At 60.8% G+C, this 15,262-nt stretch carries 15 protein-coding genes; 13 read left to right on the plus strand and 2 right to left on the minus strand.

Going from position 1 to position 15,262, the window contains the following annotated elements; translation table 11 throughout:
* Positions 1–243 (minus strand): hypothetical protein (locus EOA24_RS42385; protein WP_210213585.1); only part of this gene is annotated, 243 nt, incomplete at its 3' end.
* A 248-nt stretch (positions 244–491) separates the two neighbouring features.
* On the opposite strand from EOA24_RS42385, the gene EOA24_RS08990 reads away from it, so the two are divergent.
* From EOA24_RS08990 to EOA24_RS09045, 12 genes are all read left to right on the plus strand, one after another.
* A complete protein-coding gene (locus tag EOA24_RS08990; RefSeq protein WP_024502848.1) occupies positions 492–2,516 on the plus strand; it encodes a conjugal transfer protein TraG in 2,025 nt (674 codons plus the stop codon).
* Between the two features lie 116 nt (positions 2,517–2,632).
* On the plus strand, positions 2,633–3,046 hold the full coding sequence (locus EOA24_RS08995) for a CopG family transcriptional regulator (RefSeq protein WP_095488561.1): 414 nt from the start codon (positions 2,633–2,635) through the stop codon (positions 3,044–3,046).
* Positions 3,043–4,011, plus strand: coding sequence for a P-type conjugative transfer ATPase TrbB (trbB, locus tag EOA24_RS09000; RefSeq protein WP_024502850.1), 969 nt, complete (start codon positions 3,043–3,045; stop codon positions 4,009–4,011). Before EOA24_RS08995 ends, trbB begins: the two co-directional genes overlap by 4 nt.
* A gap of 12 nt (positions 4,012–4,023) precedes the next feature.
* The gene (locus tag EOA24_RS09005; RefSeq protein ID WP_126057781.1) at positions 4,024–4,332 is read left to right on the plus strand and encodes a TrbC/VirB2 family protein; all 309 of its coding nucleotides are present in this window, start codon (positions 4,024–4,026) and stop codon (positions 4,330–4,332) included.
* Positions 4,332–4,604, plus strand: a complete 273-nt coding sequence (locus EOA24_RS09010) for a VirB3 family type IV secretion system protein (protein WP_024502852.1) — start codon at positions 4,332–4,334, stop codon at positions 4,602–4,604. Before EOA24_RS09005 ends, EOA24_RS09010 begins: the two co-directional genes overlap by 1 nt.
* Positions 4,598–7,048, plus strand: coding sequence for a conjugal transfer protein TrbE (trbE, locus tag EOA24_RS09015; RefSeq protein ID WP_126057782.1), 2,451 nt, complete (start codon positions 4,598–4,600; stop codon positions 7,046–7,048). Before EOA24_RS09010 ends, trbE begins: the two co-directional genes overlap by 7 nt.
* A complete protein-coding gene (gene trbJ, locus EOA24_RS09020) occupies positions 7,045–7,770 on the plus strand; it encodes a P-type conjugative transfer protein TrbJ (protein WP_024502854.1) in 726 nt (241 codons plus the stop codon). The genes trbE and trbJ overlap by 4 nt, the downstream gene beginning before the upstream one ends.
* Positions 7,771–7,803: 33 nt before the next feature.
* Positions 7,804–9,126: a P-type conjugative transfer protein TrbL gene (gene trbL, locus EOA24_RS09025; protein WP_126057783.1), complete on the plus strand. Its 1,323-nt coding sequence runs from the start codon at positions 7,804–7,806 to the stop codon at positions 9,124–9,126.
* Entirely contained in the window at positions 9,127–9,858 is a 732-nt protein-coding gene (trbF, locus tag EOA24_RS09030) for a conjugal transfer protein TrbF (protein WP_126063930.1), read from the plus strand. It begins immediately after the preceding gene.
* A 1-nt stretch (position 9,859) separates the two neighbouring features.
* On the plus strand, positions 9,860–10,885 hold the full coding sequence (trbG, locus tag EOA24_RS09035) for a P-type conjugative transfer protein TrbG (protein WP_127232321.1): 1,026 nt from the start codon (positions 9,860–9,862) through the stop codon (positions 10,883–10,885).
* Positions 10,882–12,096 (plus strand): TrbI/VirB10 family protein, encoded by a 1,215-nt coding sequence (locus EOA24_RS09040; RefSeq protein WP_126057785.1) that lies wholly within the window; start codon positions 10,882–10,884, stop codon positions 12,094–12,096. The genes trbG and EOA24_RS09040 overlap by 4 nt, the downstream gene beginning before the upstream one ends.
* A gap of 12 nt (positions 12,097–12,108) precedes the next feature.
* Positions 12,109–12,351 (plus strand): DUF2274 domain-containing protein, encoded by a 243-nt coding sequence (locus EOA24_RS09045; protein ID WP_126057786.1) that lies wholly within the window; start codon positions 12,109–12,111, stop codon positions 12,349–12,351.
* A 235-nt stretch (positions 12,352–12,586) separates the two neighbouring features.
* On the opposite strand, the gene hemN is transcribed toward EOA24_RS09045, so the two are convergent.
* Positions 12,587–13,936, minus strand: a complete 1,350-nt coding sequence (gene hemN, locus EOA24_RS09050) for an oxygen-independent coproporphyrinogen III oxidase (RefSeq protein WP_126059321.1) — start codon at positions 13,934–13,936, stop codon at positions 12,587–12,589.
* Positions 13,937–14,088: 152 nt separating this feature from the next.
* Here hemN and EOA24_RS09055 point away from each other — a divergent pair, with 152 nt between their 5' ends.
* Positions 14,089–14,832 (plus strand): Crp/Fnr family transcriptional regulator, encoded by a 744-nt coding sequence (locus tag EOA24_RS09055; RefSeq protein WP_126057787.1) that lies wholly within the window; start codon positions 14,089–14,091, stop codon positions 14,830–14,832.
* Positions 14,833–15,262: the final 430 nt, after the last annotated feature.

Here is a 15,262-nt window from a genome sequence, read left to right on the forward strand (position 1 = left end):
TCCCCACCGATGATGGCGTTCGAGCCAGGGGAACTGCGGCAGCTGTTGGAGGATGAACCCGCTTCCCCACCGATGATGGCGTTCGAGCCAGGGGAACTGCGGCAACTGTTGGAAGACGAGCCTGCCTCCCCACCAATGATGGCGTTCGAGCCAGGGGAACTGCGGCAACTGTTGAATGATGAGCCTGCCTCCACTTGGGCACAAATCAATTCGACCCCACATGCGCGAGCGGACGGTGTTCATCAGCCAGCCCAGGCGCCCTGGCTCCCTGAACGCAGAAGATAACTTTGCGGAGGAGCGGTCACGCAACTGTCGGCGGCGCCGGGCCTCAGGGTGAATGGAGAGGATGGTGTCGCGTGAAGGCGCAACACGCGTGCTGACCGACCTGCATAGTAGGAAGTCGTTCATTGCTCCCAAATCGTATGTGAGGAACATTCCTGTCCCGGCTGCACCGCGCGATGCTAGGTCGCGTTGTTCAGCGGGCCAAGCCGATGACACCTACGAAGCTACTGATCGGGCAGATCGCCGTTGTGTGCGCAATTGTCATTATCGGCGTATGGACGGCAACCCAATGGTGCGCTCAAATGCTGACCTACCAGACGCCTCTCGGCGCACCATGGTTTCTCTTCGCCGGCTGGCCAATCTACAAGCCGTGGAAGCTGTTTGAATGGTGGTTCCACTTCGATGCTTATGCGCCGGAGGTCTTCGACAAAGCCGGTACGCTTGCAGGCGCCAGCGGATTCCTGGGCTGTGCCGCCGCAATCGCAGGCTCGCTTTTGCGCGCGCGACAGCGCGGGTCGGTTACGACCTATGGGTCTTCACGGTGGGCCACGACTCATGAGGTCGAGACGGCAGGGTTGTTACGGCCGGCGGGCGTTTTCCTCGGTAGGCTGAACGATCGCTATCTGCGCCATGACGGCCCGGAGCACGTCATGGCATTTGCGCCGACGCGTTCGGGCAAGGGCGTGGGGCTGGTTGTTCCAACGCTACTTTCCTGGACCGGGTCTGCCATCATTCATGATATAAAAGGCGAAAATTGGCAGTTGACCTCCGGCTGGCGGTCGAAATTCTCGTACTGCCTTCTGTTCAATCCGACCGACCCGAGATCGGCACGCTACAACCCGCTGCTGGAGGTGCGCAAAGGCCCAGATGAGATCCGGGACGTTCAAAACATCGCCGACATCCTCGTCGATCCCGAGGGCGCGCTGGAGCGACGGAATCACTGGGAGAAGACCAGCCATTCACTCCTAGTTGGCGCCATTTTGCACGTGCTCTACGCTGAAGAGGACAAGACGCTAGCCCGCGTCGCCACCTTCCTGTCGGACCCGCAACGCTCGTTTGCCGCAACGCTACGGCGGATGATGACGACAAACCATCTCGGGACGGGGCATAACCCTCAGGTCCATCCCGTAGTGGCCTCGGCGGCTCGCGAACTCCTGAACAAGTCGGAAAACGAGCGCTCAGGCGTCCTCTCGACCGCCATGTCCTTTCTTGGGCTTTATCGTGATCCAACGGTCGCGGCGGCCACTTCGTCCTGCGACTGGCGCATCGCTGACCTAGTGGATGGAGAGCGACCGCTGTCGCTCTATCTGGTCGTGCCGCCTTCGGATATCTCGCGCACCAAGCCTTTGGTGCGACTGATCTTGAACCAGATCGGCAGGCGGTTGACGGAGCGTCTGGAGGGGGACCCGAAGAAGAGCCGTAAGCATCAGCTGCTCATGATGCTGGACGAGTTTCCGGCGCTCGGTCGCCTCGACTTCTTCGAAACGGCGCTCGCCTTCATGGCAGGTTATGGCATTCGCTCCTATCTGATCGCACAATCTTTGAACCAGGTTTCAAAGGCCTATGGCGAGAACAATGCTATTCTCGACAATTGCCACGTGCGAATTGCCTTTTCCTCCAATGACGAACGCACGGCCAAGCGCATCTCGGATGCCCTCGGCACCGCAACCGAACTTAGGTCGATGCGCAACTATGCGGGCCATCGGCTTGCGCCCTGGCTTTCACATGTCATGGTGAGCCGCCAGGAAACCGCGCGCCCGCTCCTGACGCCAGGCGAGGTGATGCAATTGCCGCCGTCAGACGAATTGGTCCTGGTTTCTGGGTTGCCGCCGATCCGCGCCAAGAAGCTGCGCTATTATCAGGATCAGAATTTCACAGATCGGGTGCTGCCTGCGCCGGTGCTGCACGACGGACCCTATGCGGACTGCCCTGCATCACGCCCGGACGGCTGGACTGGACAAGTGTGCAGCGTCGATAGCCGACTTGCTGCGGACGAGGAAAGCGCCGACGCGCCAGTTGAAGACGAGGGAGGCGTTCAGCAGCAACGCCATCCAAGCCTGCCCGAAGAAGACGTTGTTGTCTCTCAAGAGCCCGATCAGGCCGATCTGTACAAGCCCGCAGACGATGACAGCGAAGCGCTCGCGGACAAGCGTGTCATGGATCGGATTTCCACTGCGGCCCGCGCCTACGGTATCAACGAGGGCAGGGGCGACGATGTCATTCCCGGCTTCTGAAGTCCGCTGAGTTGCAGAGCGCACCTCAGCGTAGATAACGGCCATAAGCAATTTTGAGCGTCTGGCCGATGCTTCTCCCGTCGCCGGCGCAACGCCGGGCCGTCGGAACGAGCCGCATGAAGCCGCACCGCATTCGCCATCAGTTTCTGCTTGAGCCGGAGCTCAGCGAGAAACTGGACAACCTCAGTCGCGATCCGTCAACGACCAAATCAGCGATCGTGGCGAAGGCGATCGAGGCGTTCATCGAGCGGCGTGGCGAGAGCGAGTTCGATCGGCGCTACGGCGTAAGGCTTGACCGGCTCTCCCGCGATCTTGCCCACGTCAGGCGCGATTCCGAGGTGATCCTGGAGAGCCTGGCGCTCTTCATCCGCTTTTCGATCACCCTTCACGCCCACACGCCGGTCCCGGATCGGGCAACGCAGGCTATTGCCCAAGAGCGTTTCGAGAAATTCGTTGAGAAGGTCGGCCGCCAGATCGCTTCCGGCAAAAAGTCGCTTAGCAAAGACAATGGTGGGGGAGGGGAAGGATGAGCTCTCATCCCGAGGCCGACCACCGGCGGCGTGTCATGCTGCGCACCGCCATGGGTCCGGCAATCACCGAAGCCCTGGCCGATCCGTCCGTCATCGAGGTGATGGTCAATCCCGACGGCGCGCTGCGACTCGACCGGTTAGGCGAAGGTCGGGTCGATACCGACGTTCACATGCACCCGTCCGAGGCAGAACGTATCATCCGCCTGGTTGCTTCGCACGTGCGCGCCGAGGCGCACGCCGACAACCCGATCGTCAGTGCCGAATTGCCGTCTGGCGAACGCTTCGAAGGCCTGCTGCCACCTGTGGTGTTGGCGCCATGTTTTGCCATCCGCAAGCCCGCCGCGAAAGTCTACACCCTGGCCGACTATGTTGCCGAACGCATCATGCTGCCGCTGCAGGCCGATGCGCTGAAAAAGGCCGTCCGCGAGCGGCGCAACATGCTGATCGCCGGCGGCACTTCCTCGGGGAAGACAACACTCGCCAACGCTCTGCTGGCTGAAGTCGCCGAATGCGACGATCGGGTGATCCTGATCGAGGACACACGCGAACTGCAGTGCGCGGCCAGGGACTGCGTTGCCCTGAGAACAAGGCGGGGCTCGGTCACCCTTGCCGATCTCGTGCGCTCGACGCTGAGGCTCAGGCCGGACCGCATCATCGTGGGCGAGGTGAGGGGCGCGGAAGCGCTCGACATGCTGAAGGCATGGAACACCGGGCACCCAGGCGGCATCGCTACCGTACACGCCAATTCCGCGCGCTCGGCTCTCTATCGCATTGAGCAACTCGCCCAGGAAGCGGTGGTCACCGTTCCCCGCCGGCTCATCGCTGAGGCGATAGATCTGATCGTCTTCATAGCGGGACGCGGCTCGTCGCGCCACATCGACGCAATCGCCGAGGTCACCGGTCTCGACGGCAGCGGCGATTACGCCGTTGCCCCGCTCACGCTTTCGCAACTCCAGCAGCTTTGAAAGGCCTTCCTCATGCGCAAGAAGCTTCGCTTTCTTTCGTCCACAGCGCTCGCGTTTCTTAACACGGCCCCGGTTTATGCCGCCGGCTCCGGCATGCCGTGGGAGCAGCCGCTGCAGCAGATCCTGGAGTCCGTGCAGGGACCGGTCGCCAAGATCGTTGCGGTGATCATCATTATCACCACCGGCCTGACGCTTGCCTTCGGCGACACCGCCGGTGGTTTTCGGCGCCTGATTCAGATCGTCTTCGGTCTGTCAATCGCCTTCGCGGCATCGAGCTTCTTCCTCTCCTTCTTCTCCTTCGGTGGTGGGGCGCTCGTCTGATGGCCGCCGGGGAGCAGCATATCGAGGGCTTCGCAGTACCGGTCCACCGGGCGCTGACCGAGCCGATCCTGCTCGGCGGGGCTCCGCGCGCGGTGGCGATCCTCAACGGTACAGTGGCCGCGGCCATTGGCTTCGGCTTGCAGCAATGGATTGCTGGTCTGGTGCTTTGGATCGCAGGCCACTCGTTAGCGGTGTTTGCCGCAAGACGCGATCCGGACTTCGCCAGCGTGCTTGTGCGCCACCTACGTCTGAAGGGGTGGCTTGCATGCTGAACCTTTCGGAATATCGAAGCAAAGCCGACCGGCTTGCCGACCATCTACCCTGGGCTGCCTTGGTGGCGCCCGGCATCGTGCTCAACAAGGACGGCAGCTTTCAGCGGACGTTGCGGTTCCGCGGCCCGGATCTCGAAAGTGCGACGGAGGCTGAACTCGTCGGCATTTGCGCCCGGGCGAACAATGCTCTCAGACGCCTTGGCTCTGGCTGGGCATTGTTCTTTGAGGCCGAGCGCACAGAAGCGCTGGGCTATCCGAACTCGCATTTTCCTGACGCCGCGTCGTGGCTGGTCGACGAAGAACGCCGCGCTGCTTTCGAGGGGAAGGTAGCGCACTACGAGAGCCGCTATCATCTGACCTTGGTGTTTATGCCACCGCCGGACGCCCAGGCGCGCGCAGAAAGCGCGCTCGTCGACTCTCATTATTCCCGAGGAGAAAGAGACTGGCGCCAGGATCTGGCGAGGTTCCGTGACGAGACCAACCGCGTGCTCGATCTCTTCTCGGGTTTCATGTCCGAAGTACGCGTCCTCGATGATGCTCAGACGTTGACCTACCTCCACGGCACGATTTCGCCTCGTCGCCATCCTATCATGGCCCCGGAAACGCCGATATATCTGGATGCAATCCTGGTCGATGCGCCGCTTACCGGTGGCCTGGAGCCGATGCTGGGTGAGCAGCATCTTCGCACACTGACCATCCTCGGCTTTCCGAACCTCACCCGGCCCGGAATCCTCGATACCCTCAATCATCAGGATTTCGCCTATCGCTGGATGACGCGCTTCATTCCGCTCGAGAAAACGGAAGCCACGAAGACGCTGACGCGATTGCGCCGGCAGTGGTTTGCCAAGCGCAAATCGATCGTGGCAATCCTACGCGAGGTCATTACCAACGAGCCGGTCCCGCTTGTCGATAACGATGCCGACAACAAGGCGCTCGATGCCGACGAAGCCCTTCAGGCATTGGGCGGTGATCATGTGAGTTTCGGCTATCTCACCACCACCGTGACGGTGTGGGGCGAGGATCGCCAAGCCGCTGCAGAGAAGCTTCGCGCGGTCGAGCGCATCATCAATGGGCTCGGCTTCACCACGATCCGAGAAGGCGTCAATGCGGTCGAGGCTTGGCTCGGCTCATTGCCTGGCCATGTCTACGCTAACGTTCGCCAACCGCTCGTTCATACATTGAACCTTGCCCATCTCATGCCGCTGTCGTCGGTTTGGGCCGGTCCTGCGACAAACGAGCATCTCGCGAAAGTCACCCAAACCGAAGCGCCACCGCTTTTCGTTGCCGAGACCAGTGGGTCGACACCGTTTCGGCTTTCCACCCACGTCGAAGATGTCGGCCACATGCTGGTTGTTGGTCCGACCGGCGCCGGCAAGTCGGTTCTGCTTGCTCTGATTGCTCTGCAGTTCAGGCGCTATGCCGGCGCCCAGGTTTATGTCTTCGACAAAGGCAATTCGGCCCGTGCTGCAACACTTGCCATGGGTGGAGAACACCACGCGCTAGGAGCGGACGGTTCCCTTGCCTTTCAGCCACTGCGCAGCATCAACGACCAGGCTAGCCGAAGCTGGGCGGCCGAATGGATCGCCAGCCTTGTTGCCCACGAGAACGTCACCGTCACGCCGGAGGTGAAGGAGGCTATTTGGTCAGCGCTGGCCAGCCTTGCCACCGCGCCGGCGCAGGAACGCACACTGACCGGTCTTTCGGTCCTGCTTCAATCCAATGCGCTGAAGACCGCATTGATGCCCTACACGCTCGACGGTCCCTTCGGCCGCCTGCTCGATGCCGATCATGATGGGCTGGCCTTGTCGGATGTGCAGTGTTTCGAGACCGAGGAGTTAATGCACAGCCAAGGCGCTTTGCTGCCGGTGCTTACCTATCTGTTCCAGCGACTTGAGGAACGGTTCGACGGACGGCCCACGCTGATCATGCTCGACGAGGCGTGGGTCTATCTCGACAATCCGCTGTTCGCCGCCCGCATCCGCGAATGGCTGAAGGTGCTGCGAAAGAAGAACGTGTCGGTTGTCTTCGCTACGCAGTCGCTGGCTGATATCGCGGGCTCTGGCATAGCGCCGGCAATCATCGAAAGCTGCCCGCAGCGCATTTTCCTTCCCAATGATCGTGCCGTGGAACCCCAGGCGCGCACAGCCTACGAGCGCTTCGGTTTAAGCGAGCGGCAGATCGAATTGATCGCCCGCGCCACGCCGAAGCGTCAGTATTATCTGCAATCGCGCCGCGGCAACCGTCTGTTCGAGCTCGAGCTTGGCCCCATCGCTCTTGCGCTTTGCGGTGCTTCCGATCCGGCCACGCAGACTCTGATCGACAGGATCATGTCCGAAGACGGGCAAGGCAGCTTTGCCTCGCAGTTCCTGATCGCGCGCGGCCTCGATTGGGCCGGCGAACTTCTCAAGCAATTCCCTCAACCAGACAAGGAGCAATTCTCATGATGCGGCGACGCCTTCTCTCCGGCCTGATCACCGTTTCCCTGATCGCCAAGCCTATGGCCGACTATGTGCAGCCCGCGTACGCCCTTATCGTGTTCGATCCGTCCAATTATGCGCAGAACGTGCTGACGGCCGCGCGCGCATTGGAGCAGATCAACAACCAAATCCAGTCGCTGCAGAATCAGGCGACCATGCTGCAGAACATGGCGCGCAATCTTCAGCGTCTGGATTTCTCTTCCGTTGGCCAACTCACCGGTTCGCTCCATCGCATCGACGGCTTGATGGACCAGGCGAGTGGCCTCAGCTTTGATCTGGGCAAGCTTCAAGACCAGTGGCGCAGCCAATATCCGGAAAGCTACGACGCCACGATCAAAGTCAGCGATGTGGCGAGTGCTGCGCGGGAGCGTTGGCAAACCGCCATGCAGGCGTTCCGCCAGACCATGGGTGTCCAGTCGCAAATCGTCGAGAACGTCCGCGCCGACGGCGATCTGCTCGCCGATCTCGTCAACCGCAGCCAAGGGGCGGCCGGTGCGCTTCAGGCAAGCCAGGCCACCAACCAGCTGATGGCGCTTTCGACAAAACAGCAGATGCAGATCCAGACGCTGCTCGCAACGCAGTTTCGAGCTGAGGCCGAGGATGCCGCCCGCAAGGCCCAGTCAGACGAAGCCGCCCGCGAGATGACGAAGCGGTTCTTGGGTACCGGCTCGGCTTATCCCGGCAATTAATCACGAGTTCATCACGACGAGAAAGGCAGCGGCATGAACGACCTTGGCGTCATCGATCGCTTCATGGAGACCTTCATCCGCTACATCGACAGCGGGTTCGGTCTGCTATCGGGCGACCTCGCCTTCCTCACTACCATTCTGATCGGCATTGACATCACACTTGCCGGCCTGGCGTGGGCGCTCGGCGACGAAACCAGCGTTCTCGGCCGGCTTGTCCGCAAGGTGCTCTATGTTGGCGTCTTCGCCTTCATTCTGAACAATTTCAAGAACCTCGCCGATATCGTTTATCGTTCTTTTGCCGGTCTCGGGATTAAGGCGTCGGCCGGCAATCTGTCGGCAGACAATCTCTTGCGCCCGGGCCGCATTGCCGCGACCGGTTTCGAAGGTGCTTGGCCAATGCTTGACCAAGCCAGTCAGCTCCTGGGCTTCCCGGAAATCTTCGGCAACGCACTGACCATCTTCGTGCTGCTGATGGCCTGGTTCCTGGTTATCATCGCCTTCTTCATCCTTTCCATCCAGCTTTTCATCACCATCCTAGAGTTCAAGCTCACCACGCTGGCAGGTTTTGTTTTGGTTCCATTCGCACTTTGGAACCGTTCAGCGTTCCTGGCCGAACGCGTGCTCGGCCATGTTATCTCGTCAGGCATCAAGGTGATGGTGCTCGCCGTCATTGTCGGTATCGGCTCCACGCTCTTCGGGGAGTTCGCTTCCGCATTGCAAGGCAAGGAGCCGGATCTTGCCGGTGCCATGTCCCAGGTACTGGGCGCACTGGCACTGCTTGGCCTTGGCATTTTTGGGCCGGGGATCGCGTCGGGTCTTGTCTCAGGCGCACCGCAGCTTGGGGCGGGCGCCGCCCTCGGCACGACCGCGGCGGCAGCGGGTGTATCACTCGTTGCTGGAGGCACAGCATTTGCTGGCGCGCGTATGGCAACCAGCGGCGGTCTCGCCGCCATCCGAGCCGGCACAACAATGGGATCGGCTGCTTCCACGTCATGGCAGATCGGGCGCGCAACCTCGCCCGACGCTGGCCTCTCCGGTGTGGCTGCTGGAATGCATGGTGTAACCAGTGCAGCTGGCGGCGCCGCTATACGCATAGCGCGATCCGCCACTGCAAGTGTTGGGCGCAACGCCGATGCCGGGCGCGATGCCGCGTGGACCGCGACCGGCGGCGCGCCGACAGCGTCAATGACCGAACGCTCTGCCGGTTCGGCCACTGTTTCGGCGCCGACGTGGGCAAGGCGCCTACGTTCTGAACAGACCGCCCGGGCAAATCGCCACGCTGCCATGCAAGCTGTCCGAGACGGAGACCGGCCGGGAGGCAGCGCCAACCCCTCTCTCAACGACAAGGATGACTAGATGCTCTTCAAGCGACCCGTGCACCGTTACGGCAAAACACCCGAACCGGTCACGCCGTATCAAAAAGCCGCCCAACTGTGGGACGAGCGCATCGGCTCATCTCGACTGCAGGCCAGGAACTGGCGGATCATGGCCCTTGGCTGCCTGGCCTTGGCGACCGGGCTTTCCGGCGGACTCGTATGGCAGTCGATGCAAAGCCGTGTCGTGCCTTATGTCGTCGAGGTCGATGGCTTCGGCGAGACGCGCGCCGTCGCGCCGGCGGTCCGGAATTATGAGCCCTCGGATGCTCAGATCGCCTGGCATCTCGGCCGCTTCATCCAGAATGTCCGTTCCGTTTCCACCGATCCGGTTTTGGTTCGGCAGAACTGGTTGGCAGCGTACGACTTTGCTAGCGATCGCGCAGCGCTCTTCCTCAACGAATACGCCAAGGCGAACGACCCCTTCGGTCAGATCGGAACGCGCAGTGTTTCGGTACAGGTCACCAGCGTGGTCAGAGCCTCCGAAAGTTCATTCCAGGTCAAATGGACCGAGCAGGTGTTTGAGCGCGGAAGCCTTGCCAGCACGATGCGCTGGACTGCGATCCTCACGATCGTGATCCGCTCGCCAAGCAATACGGATCAGCTGCGCAAGAATCCGCTCGGCGTCTTCATCAATGCCATTGACTGGTCACGCGAGCTCGACAGCGCCGTCCCAGCCCCCCTTTCTCCGACGGAGTCCACCAATGAAAGGTAAAATGTCACCGATTCGTGCCGTGCTGATCCTATCGGTGTCGGCAGCGGTCGTTTCCGCTTGTGCATCGAAGAAGGTGCCGCCGCCTGAGATTTCCTATGACGCTGCCGACTTCAAACCGGCCGCGATCGAAAAAGCGCCGGAGAGGCCGATTAGAATTGTCGAGGTGCCAAAACCACTGCCGCTGCCTGGCCAAATGCAGCCCGAGCCCGGCAAGGCCGAGGACAAGCGCCCTCCTGAAGAACGCGTCGCTGATGCCAACAAAGCCGCGACCCAGCAACCCACCAAGTACGGGTATGTTAATGCAGTGCAAGTCTACCCCTTCACCGATGGCGCGCTTTATCAACTCTATGCCGCGCCGGAGCGCGTGACCGACATCGCTCTGCAGCCGGGCGAGAAACTAACCGCCGTGTCGGCTGGCGACACCGTGCGCTGGGTCATTGGCGATACCGCAAGCGGCACCGGTGACAATCAGCGCACCCATGTTCTGGTAAAACCCTTCGCGCCGGGTCTTGCCACCAATGTCGTCATTACGACGGACCGGCGGACCTATCATTTGCAGCTTCAAAGCACCGAGAAGACCGCAATGGCGGCAATCTCCTGGACCTACAGCCAAGACCAGATCATCGCGCTTCGCCAGCGCAATGCTCAAGCCGAGGCAGTTACACCGGTCGCGTCGAACATCGCGCTCGAAAACCTTCGCTTTCGCTACTCAATCAGTGGCGACACACCGCCCTGGAGACCGACGCGAGCCTTCGACGACGGCAGCAAGGTCTATATTGAGTTCCCTCGTCGCATAGATCAGGGCGAGGCGCCACCACTCTTCATCGTCGGCGCAGATGGGAGCAGCGAGCTCGTCAACTATCGCGTGCGCGGCAACTATTACATCGTCGATCGGCTCTTCGCCGCGGCCGAACTTCGCCTCGGCACCAAGCGGCAGCAGGTGATCCGCATCAGCAGGATTGACGGCAGGCAACCGCAACGGCGGATCTCGCTCTTTCGCGGCAGCCGGCGAGGTGAGGGCTCATGATCGAAAATTCCCGCTCTGGCATCCCGCCGAAACTGGATCCCGAGGAACTGCAGCTTCGGGCCTCTCCCCGCCGCGTGGTGCGGTTCAGGCGCGGTGTGATCATCGCTATCGCAGCGCTCGGATCCGGCGCTGTCTTCGGCGTTACCATGATCGCCCTCCAGGGGCCGGCCCTTCGCATCAGGGATCAGGCGGAAGATCTCTACAACACTGAGCGCAAACCAACCGCCGAGGGACTCGATACGCTTCCCCATGACTATTCCGGCATGAAGCCAAAGCCTCCCGTCCTTGGGCTACCTTTGCCGGGCGACCTCGGCCGCCCCATCCTCGAGCGGCAGCGCCAGCTCGGCATCGTGCCGGGCCAAGACATCTCGGCCGAGGAGCAGCGTCTAGCGCAGCAGGCGATCGAAGCGCGTGAATCGCGGGTGCTTTTCCGCGTCGAAAATCGAGCTCAACAGACAGATGTCGGAGAGAGCGTGCAAACTGCTCAGCATCCATTTGAGGCGCTTCCCCAATCCGAAGCAGGACGCGCGTCAGCCTCGGTGGCGGCGGCGGAAGGCGACCAGAACAATCAGCAGCGAAAGCTTGATTTTCTCAGCCAGCGGAGCACTGGCGGGATCTACAATCCGCATGCGCTTCAGACGCCGATCTCGCCATATCAACTGATGGCTGGCAGCGTGATTGCCGCCAGCCTGATCACCGGCATCAATTCCGATTTGCCGGGCCTTGTCGTCGCGCAAGTCACCGAAAATGTGCACGACACGGTCACGGGCAACATATTGCTGATTCCGCAGGGCTCACGTCTTATCGGCGTCTACGACAGCGTCGTCGCGTTCGGGCAAAAGCGAGCGCTGCTGGTCTGGCAGCGCATTCTGCTGCCCGACGGCTCGTCGGCCGAAATCGACAATCTGCCCGCGAGCGACACCGCCGGCTACGCAGGGCTGGAAGACAAAGTCGATTTCCACACTTGGCAGATGATCAAGGGAGTGGCGCTTGCCACATTGCTCGGTGTCGGCACAGAATTCAGCCTCGGCGAAAACGAGAGCGATCTGGTCAAGGCGATCCGGGAATCAGCCCAGCAGAACGCCAGTCGAGCCGGCCAGCGCATCACCGAAAAAAACCTCAATATCCAGCCCACCATCGTCGTCCGCCCAGGTTGGCCACTGCGCGTCATCGTGCACAAGGACATCGTGCTGCGGCCATACGCCAGTTGAGCAGGAGTTATCATGGCTGACCTGAAACTTGGAAAACTTCCGGACCGAACAGCTTCGAAGATCACCATTACCGTCAGCGCGGAGCTGAGCCAAACACTCAAGGAGTATGCTGCACTTTACCGTCAGACCTATGGTCAGTCTGAAACCGTGGCAGAACTCATCCCTTTCATGCTGGCGGCGTTTCTGGAAGGCGACCGAGCCTTTGCCAGGGCCAGAAAAGAACGTCTGCCGACGGAGCTTGCCGGAAAATCGTGACTCCTCCGCTAGGGCAGCTGGAACATTGCCTAGCTGTCGCGACCTACCTGCTCCTCGCGAAGCATAGGATCAAACCCCTTGGAATGTAGGTATGCGCAAGAGAGGATGTGGAAGGAGATACCGCGCAACAGCCTAAGTTTGCATTTTCGATTTGATGCGGTAGTCGCCTATGAGCGGTCAAAACGAACGCAGCTGGTTCGCCGATCGACCAAACGGCGAGCGCACTGTGCTTTGCTCAGACCGCCACCGAGTGCCTCGCCGTTCCCCCTTTGAAATATGTATCGAACTTGGCCGCGATGGTTCGAATGAAGGGGCGACTTTCAGTCCGTACGAGGAAACTGTCACCATCGAATTCAAGCGCTCGGGCAGGATCGTGGAGTGCGATGGACCTCGAGCGATGAAGGAGCTGCTCGCCGGCTTTGCCGAACCGCTCCACCAGATCGACTGCCGAGAAGGCAAAATCACACATCAGCCGCTCGATGATCCAGCCACGGACGCGATCGTCGTCGGAAAGGGCAACGCCGCGGACGGCAGCCAACCCGCCATCCGCAACCATGCGCCCGTACCCGGCAGTCGAAGCCATGTTTTGCACGTAGCCTTGGCGAAAACGACCGATGGACGAAGGGCCAAGTCCGATCAGTGTCGGGCAGCGATCCTCAGTGTAGCCCTGAAAATTGCGATGCAAAACCCCTGCGCGGGCCGCTATGGCCAGCGCATCGTCGGGCTTCGCGAAATGATCGAGTCCTATTGCCTCATATCCCTTGGCGACAATTGCCCGCGCCGCGAGTTGAGATTGGGCGAAACGCTCAGTGGGACTCGGCAGCCATGCCTCGTCGATCATCGTCTGATGCTTCTTGAACCAGGGCACATGTGCGTAGCCGAACAGGGCCATCCGGTCTGGCTCCAAGGTCAGTGCCTGCGCCACCGTGGAACAGATCGTCTCGCGTGTCTGATTCGGGAGCCCGTAGAGCAGGTCCAGATTGACCGATTCGACGCCCCGCGAACGAACCCCGTCGACGACTGCCTTGGTCTGCAAAAAACTCTGCTCACGATTAATTGCTTTTTGCACTTGCGGATCGAAATCCTGCACGCCGAGGCTCGCCCGGGTTACGCCGATTTGAGCAAGTGCATCAAGGCGCGCCTTGTCCATGTCGTTGGTTTCGATTTCGATGCTGACCGTAGCATCCGGGAGAAAGTCGAAGCTGTCCCGCAAGGCCGCTCCAAGAGCAACCATATCATCGGGCCTCAGAATAGTTGGCGAACCGCCACCGAAGTGGATTGCACGGACATGTGCCTTGCCGCTCAGCAGACCGGCAATCGTGACGATTTCGGCATTCAGCGAGCGCAGATAAGCGGCCACCGGCTCATATTGGTGCGTCTGCTTGGTGTGGCAGGCGCAGAACCAGCAGAGCTTGTCGCAGTAAGGAATGTGCAGGTACAGCGAGATTTCGTCGCCGCTTTCCAGCGTCTCCAACCAGCCACGGTAAATGGCAGCATCGATCCCCGAATGGAAATGCGGCGCCGTCGGATAGCTGGTGTAGCGTGGGACGTTCTCGCTGAGTTTGACAGCTATTTCCGATTGCATCTCGCGTTCACCGTGTTGCCCGCCGGAACACTGCACGCATCGCTGAAGCAGACCCTGATCTCGATCAGCCGCGCTCATGGACAAACCGCCGCAGGATTTCTCTACCCTGGATGGGTATCCTGCCGGCAGTTAGGATCGGGTAAGGCGAACGCATGACCTTTCGGCAAGACATTCATAGTTCCGGCATTCCTGTTCTTTGCTTCCCTTGCGAGGCACGGCGTCGCGGTGTCTGCGGTGCGCTCGATCCAGACAATTTGGTTGGGCTCGCCAAGACTTGCTCGCGTCGCCGGATCGAGTCAGGAATGGAGTTGACCGGCGAGGCACAGAACGTCGACAGCTACTCCAACGTGCTTTCAGGCGTTGTAAAGCTATCAAAGAGCCTGTCGGATGGGCGCCAGCAGATCGTCGGTCTCCAGTTTGCACCGGATTTTCTGGGACGTCCTTTCAAGGTGGAAAGCTCGATCAATGCGGAAGCGGCAACAGCAGTCACGCTGTGTTCGTTTCCGCGAGCGGCCGTCGAACGGATGATGAAGGCGTCACGGGAATTCGAGCATCGCCTGCTCAAACAGACGCTGAATGAACTCGATGAGGCGCGCGAGTGGATGGTGACGCTGGGGCGCAAGACAGCTCCGGAAAAGGTAGCGACTTTTCTCCTCATGATGGCCCGGAATATCGATTCCAGTCTCGATGCGGCTTCCGGGTCGGCGTCCTTCGATCTGCCGCTGACGCGTGTCGAAATGTCTGATTTCCTTGGAATCACCAACGAGACCGTGAGCCGCCAACTGACGCGATTGCGGGCTGACGGGGTGATTCGGATTGAGAACGCACGCCATGTGACGGTGGACAGCATAAGCCGTCTGGAGAAGCGCTGTGGCGGCGGACGCGAGCGGCCCTAAGCGGCGAGGCCATGTCGCATGACTCCGGGGCGGGCCGTGTTTGCCTTTTAATGCGATGTTGCCGCGCCTTCGACGAAGCGGCGTCACGGTCGAGACAAACAGCTTTCGGGCTTTGATAGGAACGTGACCAATCGCCAGGTGTGTTTCGGCACATACCGGCGAAGCATGGTCCTTAATCTGCCACGGCTCGGCGGAACGATCGCGTTCGTTTCCAATGGGATCCGAACAACGTTTGGCAGGGCATCGGCAATAGCATCCAACGCGCGCAGGGCCTCAGCTTTCGCCTCAGCGATCGCGTCTGCGCCCGCCCAACCCAGGGAACGCCTTCCATGAGGGGGGTGAGCCCGCGCTGCGTTCCTCGTTCATTCGCCACCTGCTGATTGCGCCGCCGACACAAAATCTTGCGGCCTGACATAGATCAGGGCGAGGG

Source organism: Mesorhizobium sp. M2A.F.Ca.ET.039.01.1.1 (assembly GCF_003998035.1).
GTDB lineage: Bacteria > Pseudomonadota > Alphaproteobacteria > Rhizobiales > Rhizobiaceae > Mesorhizobium.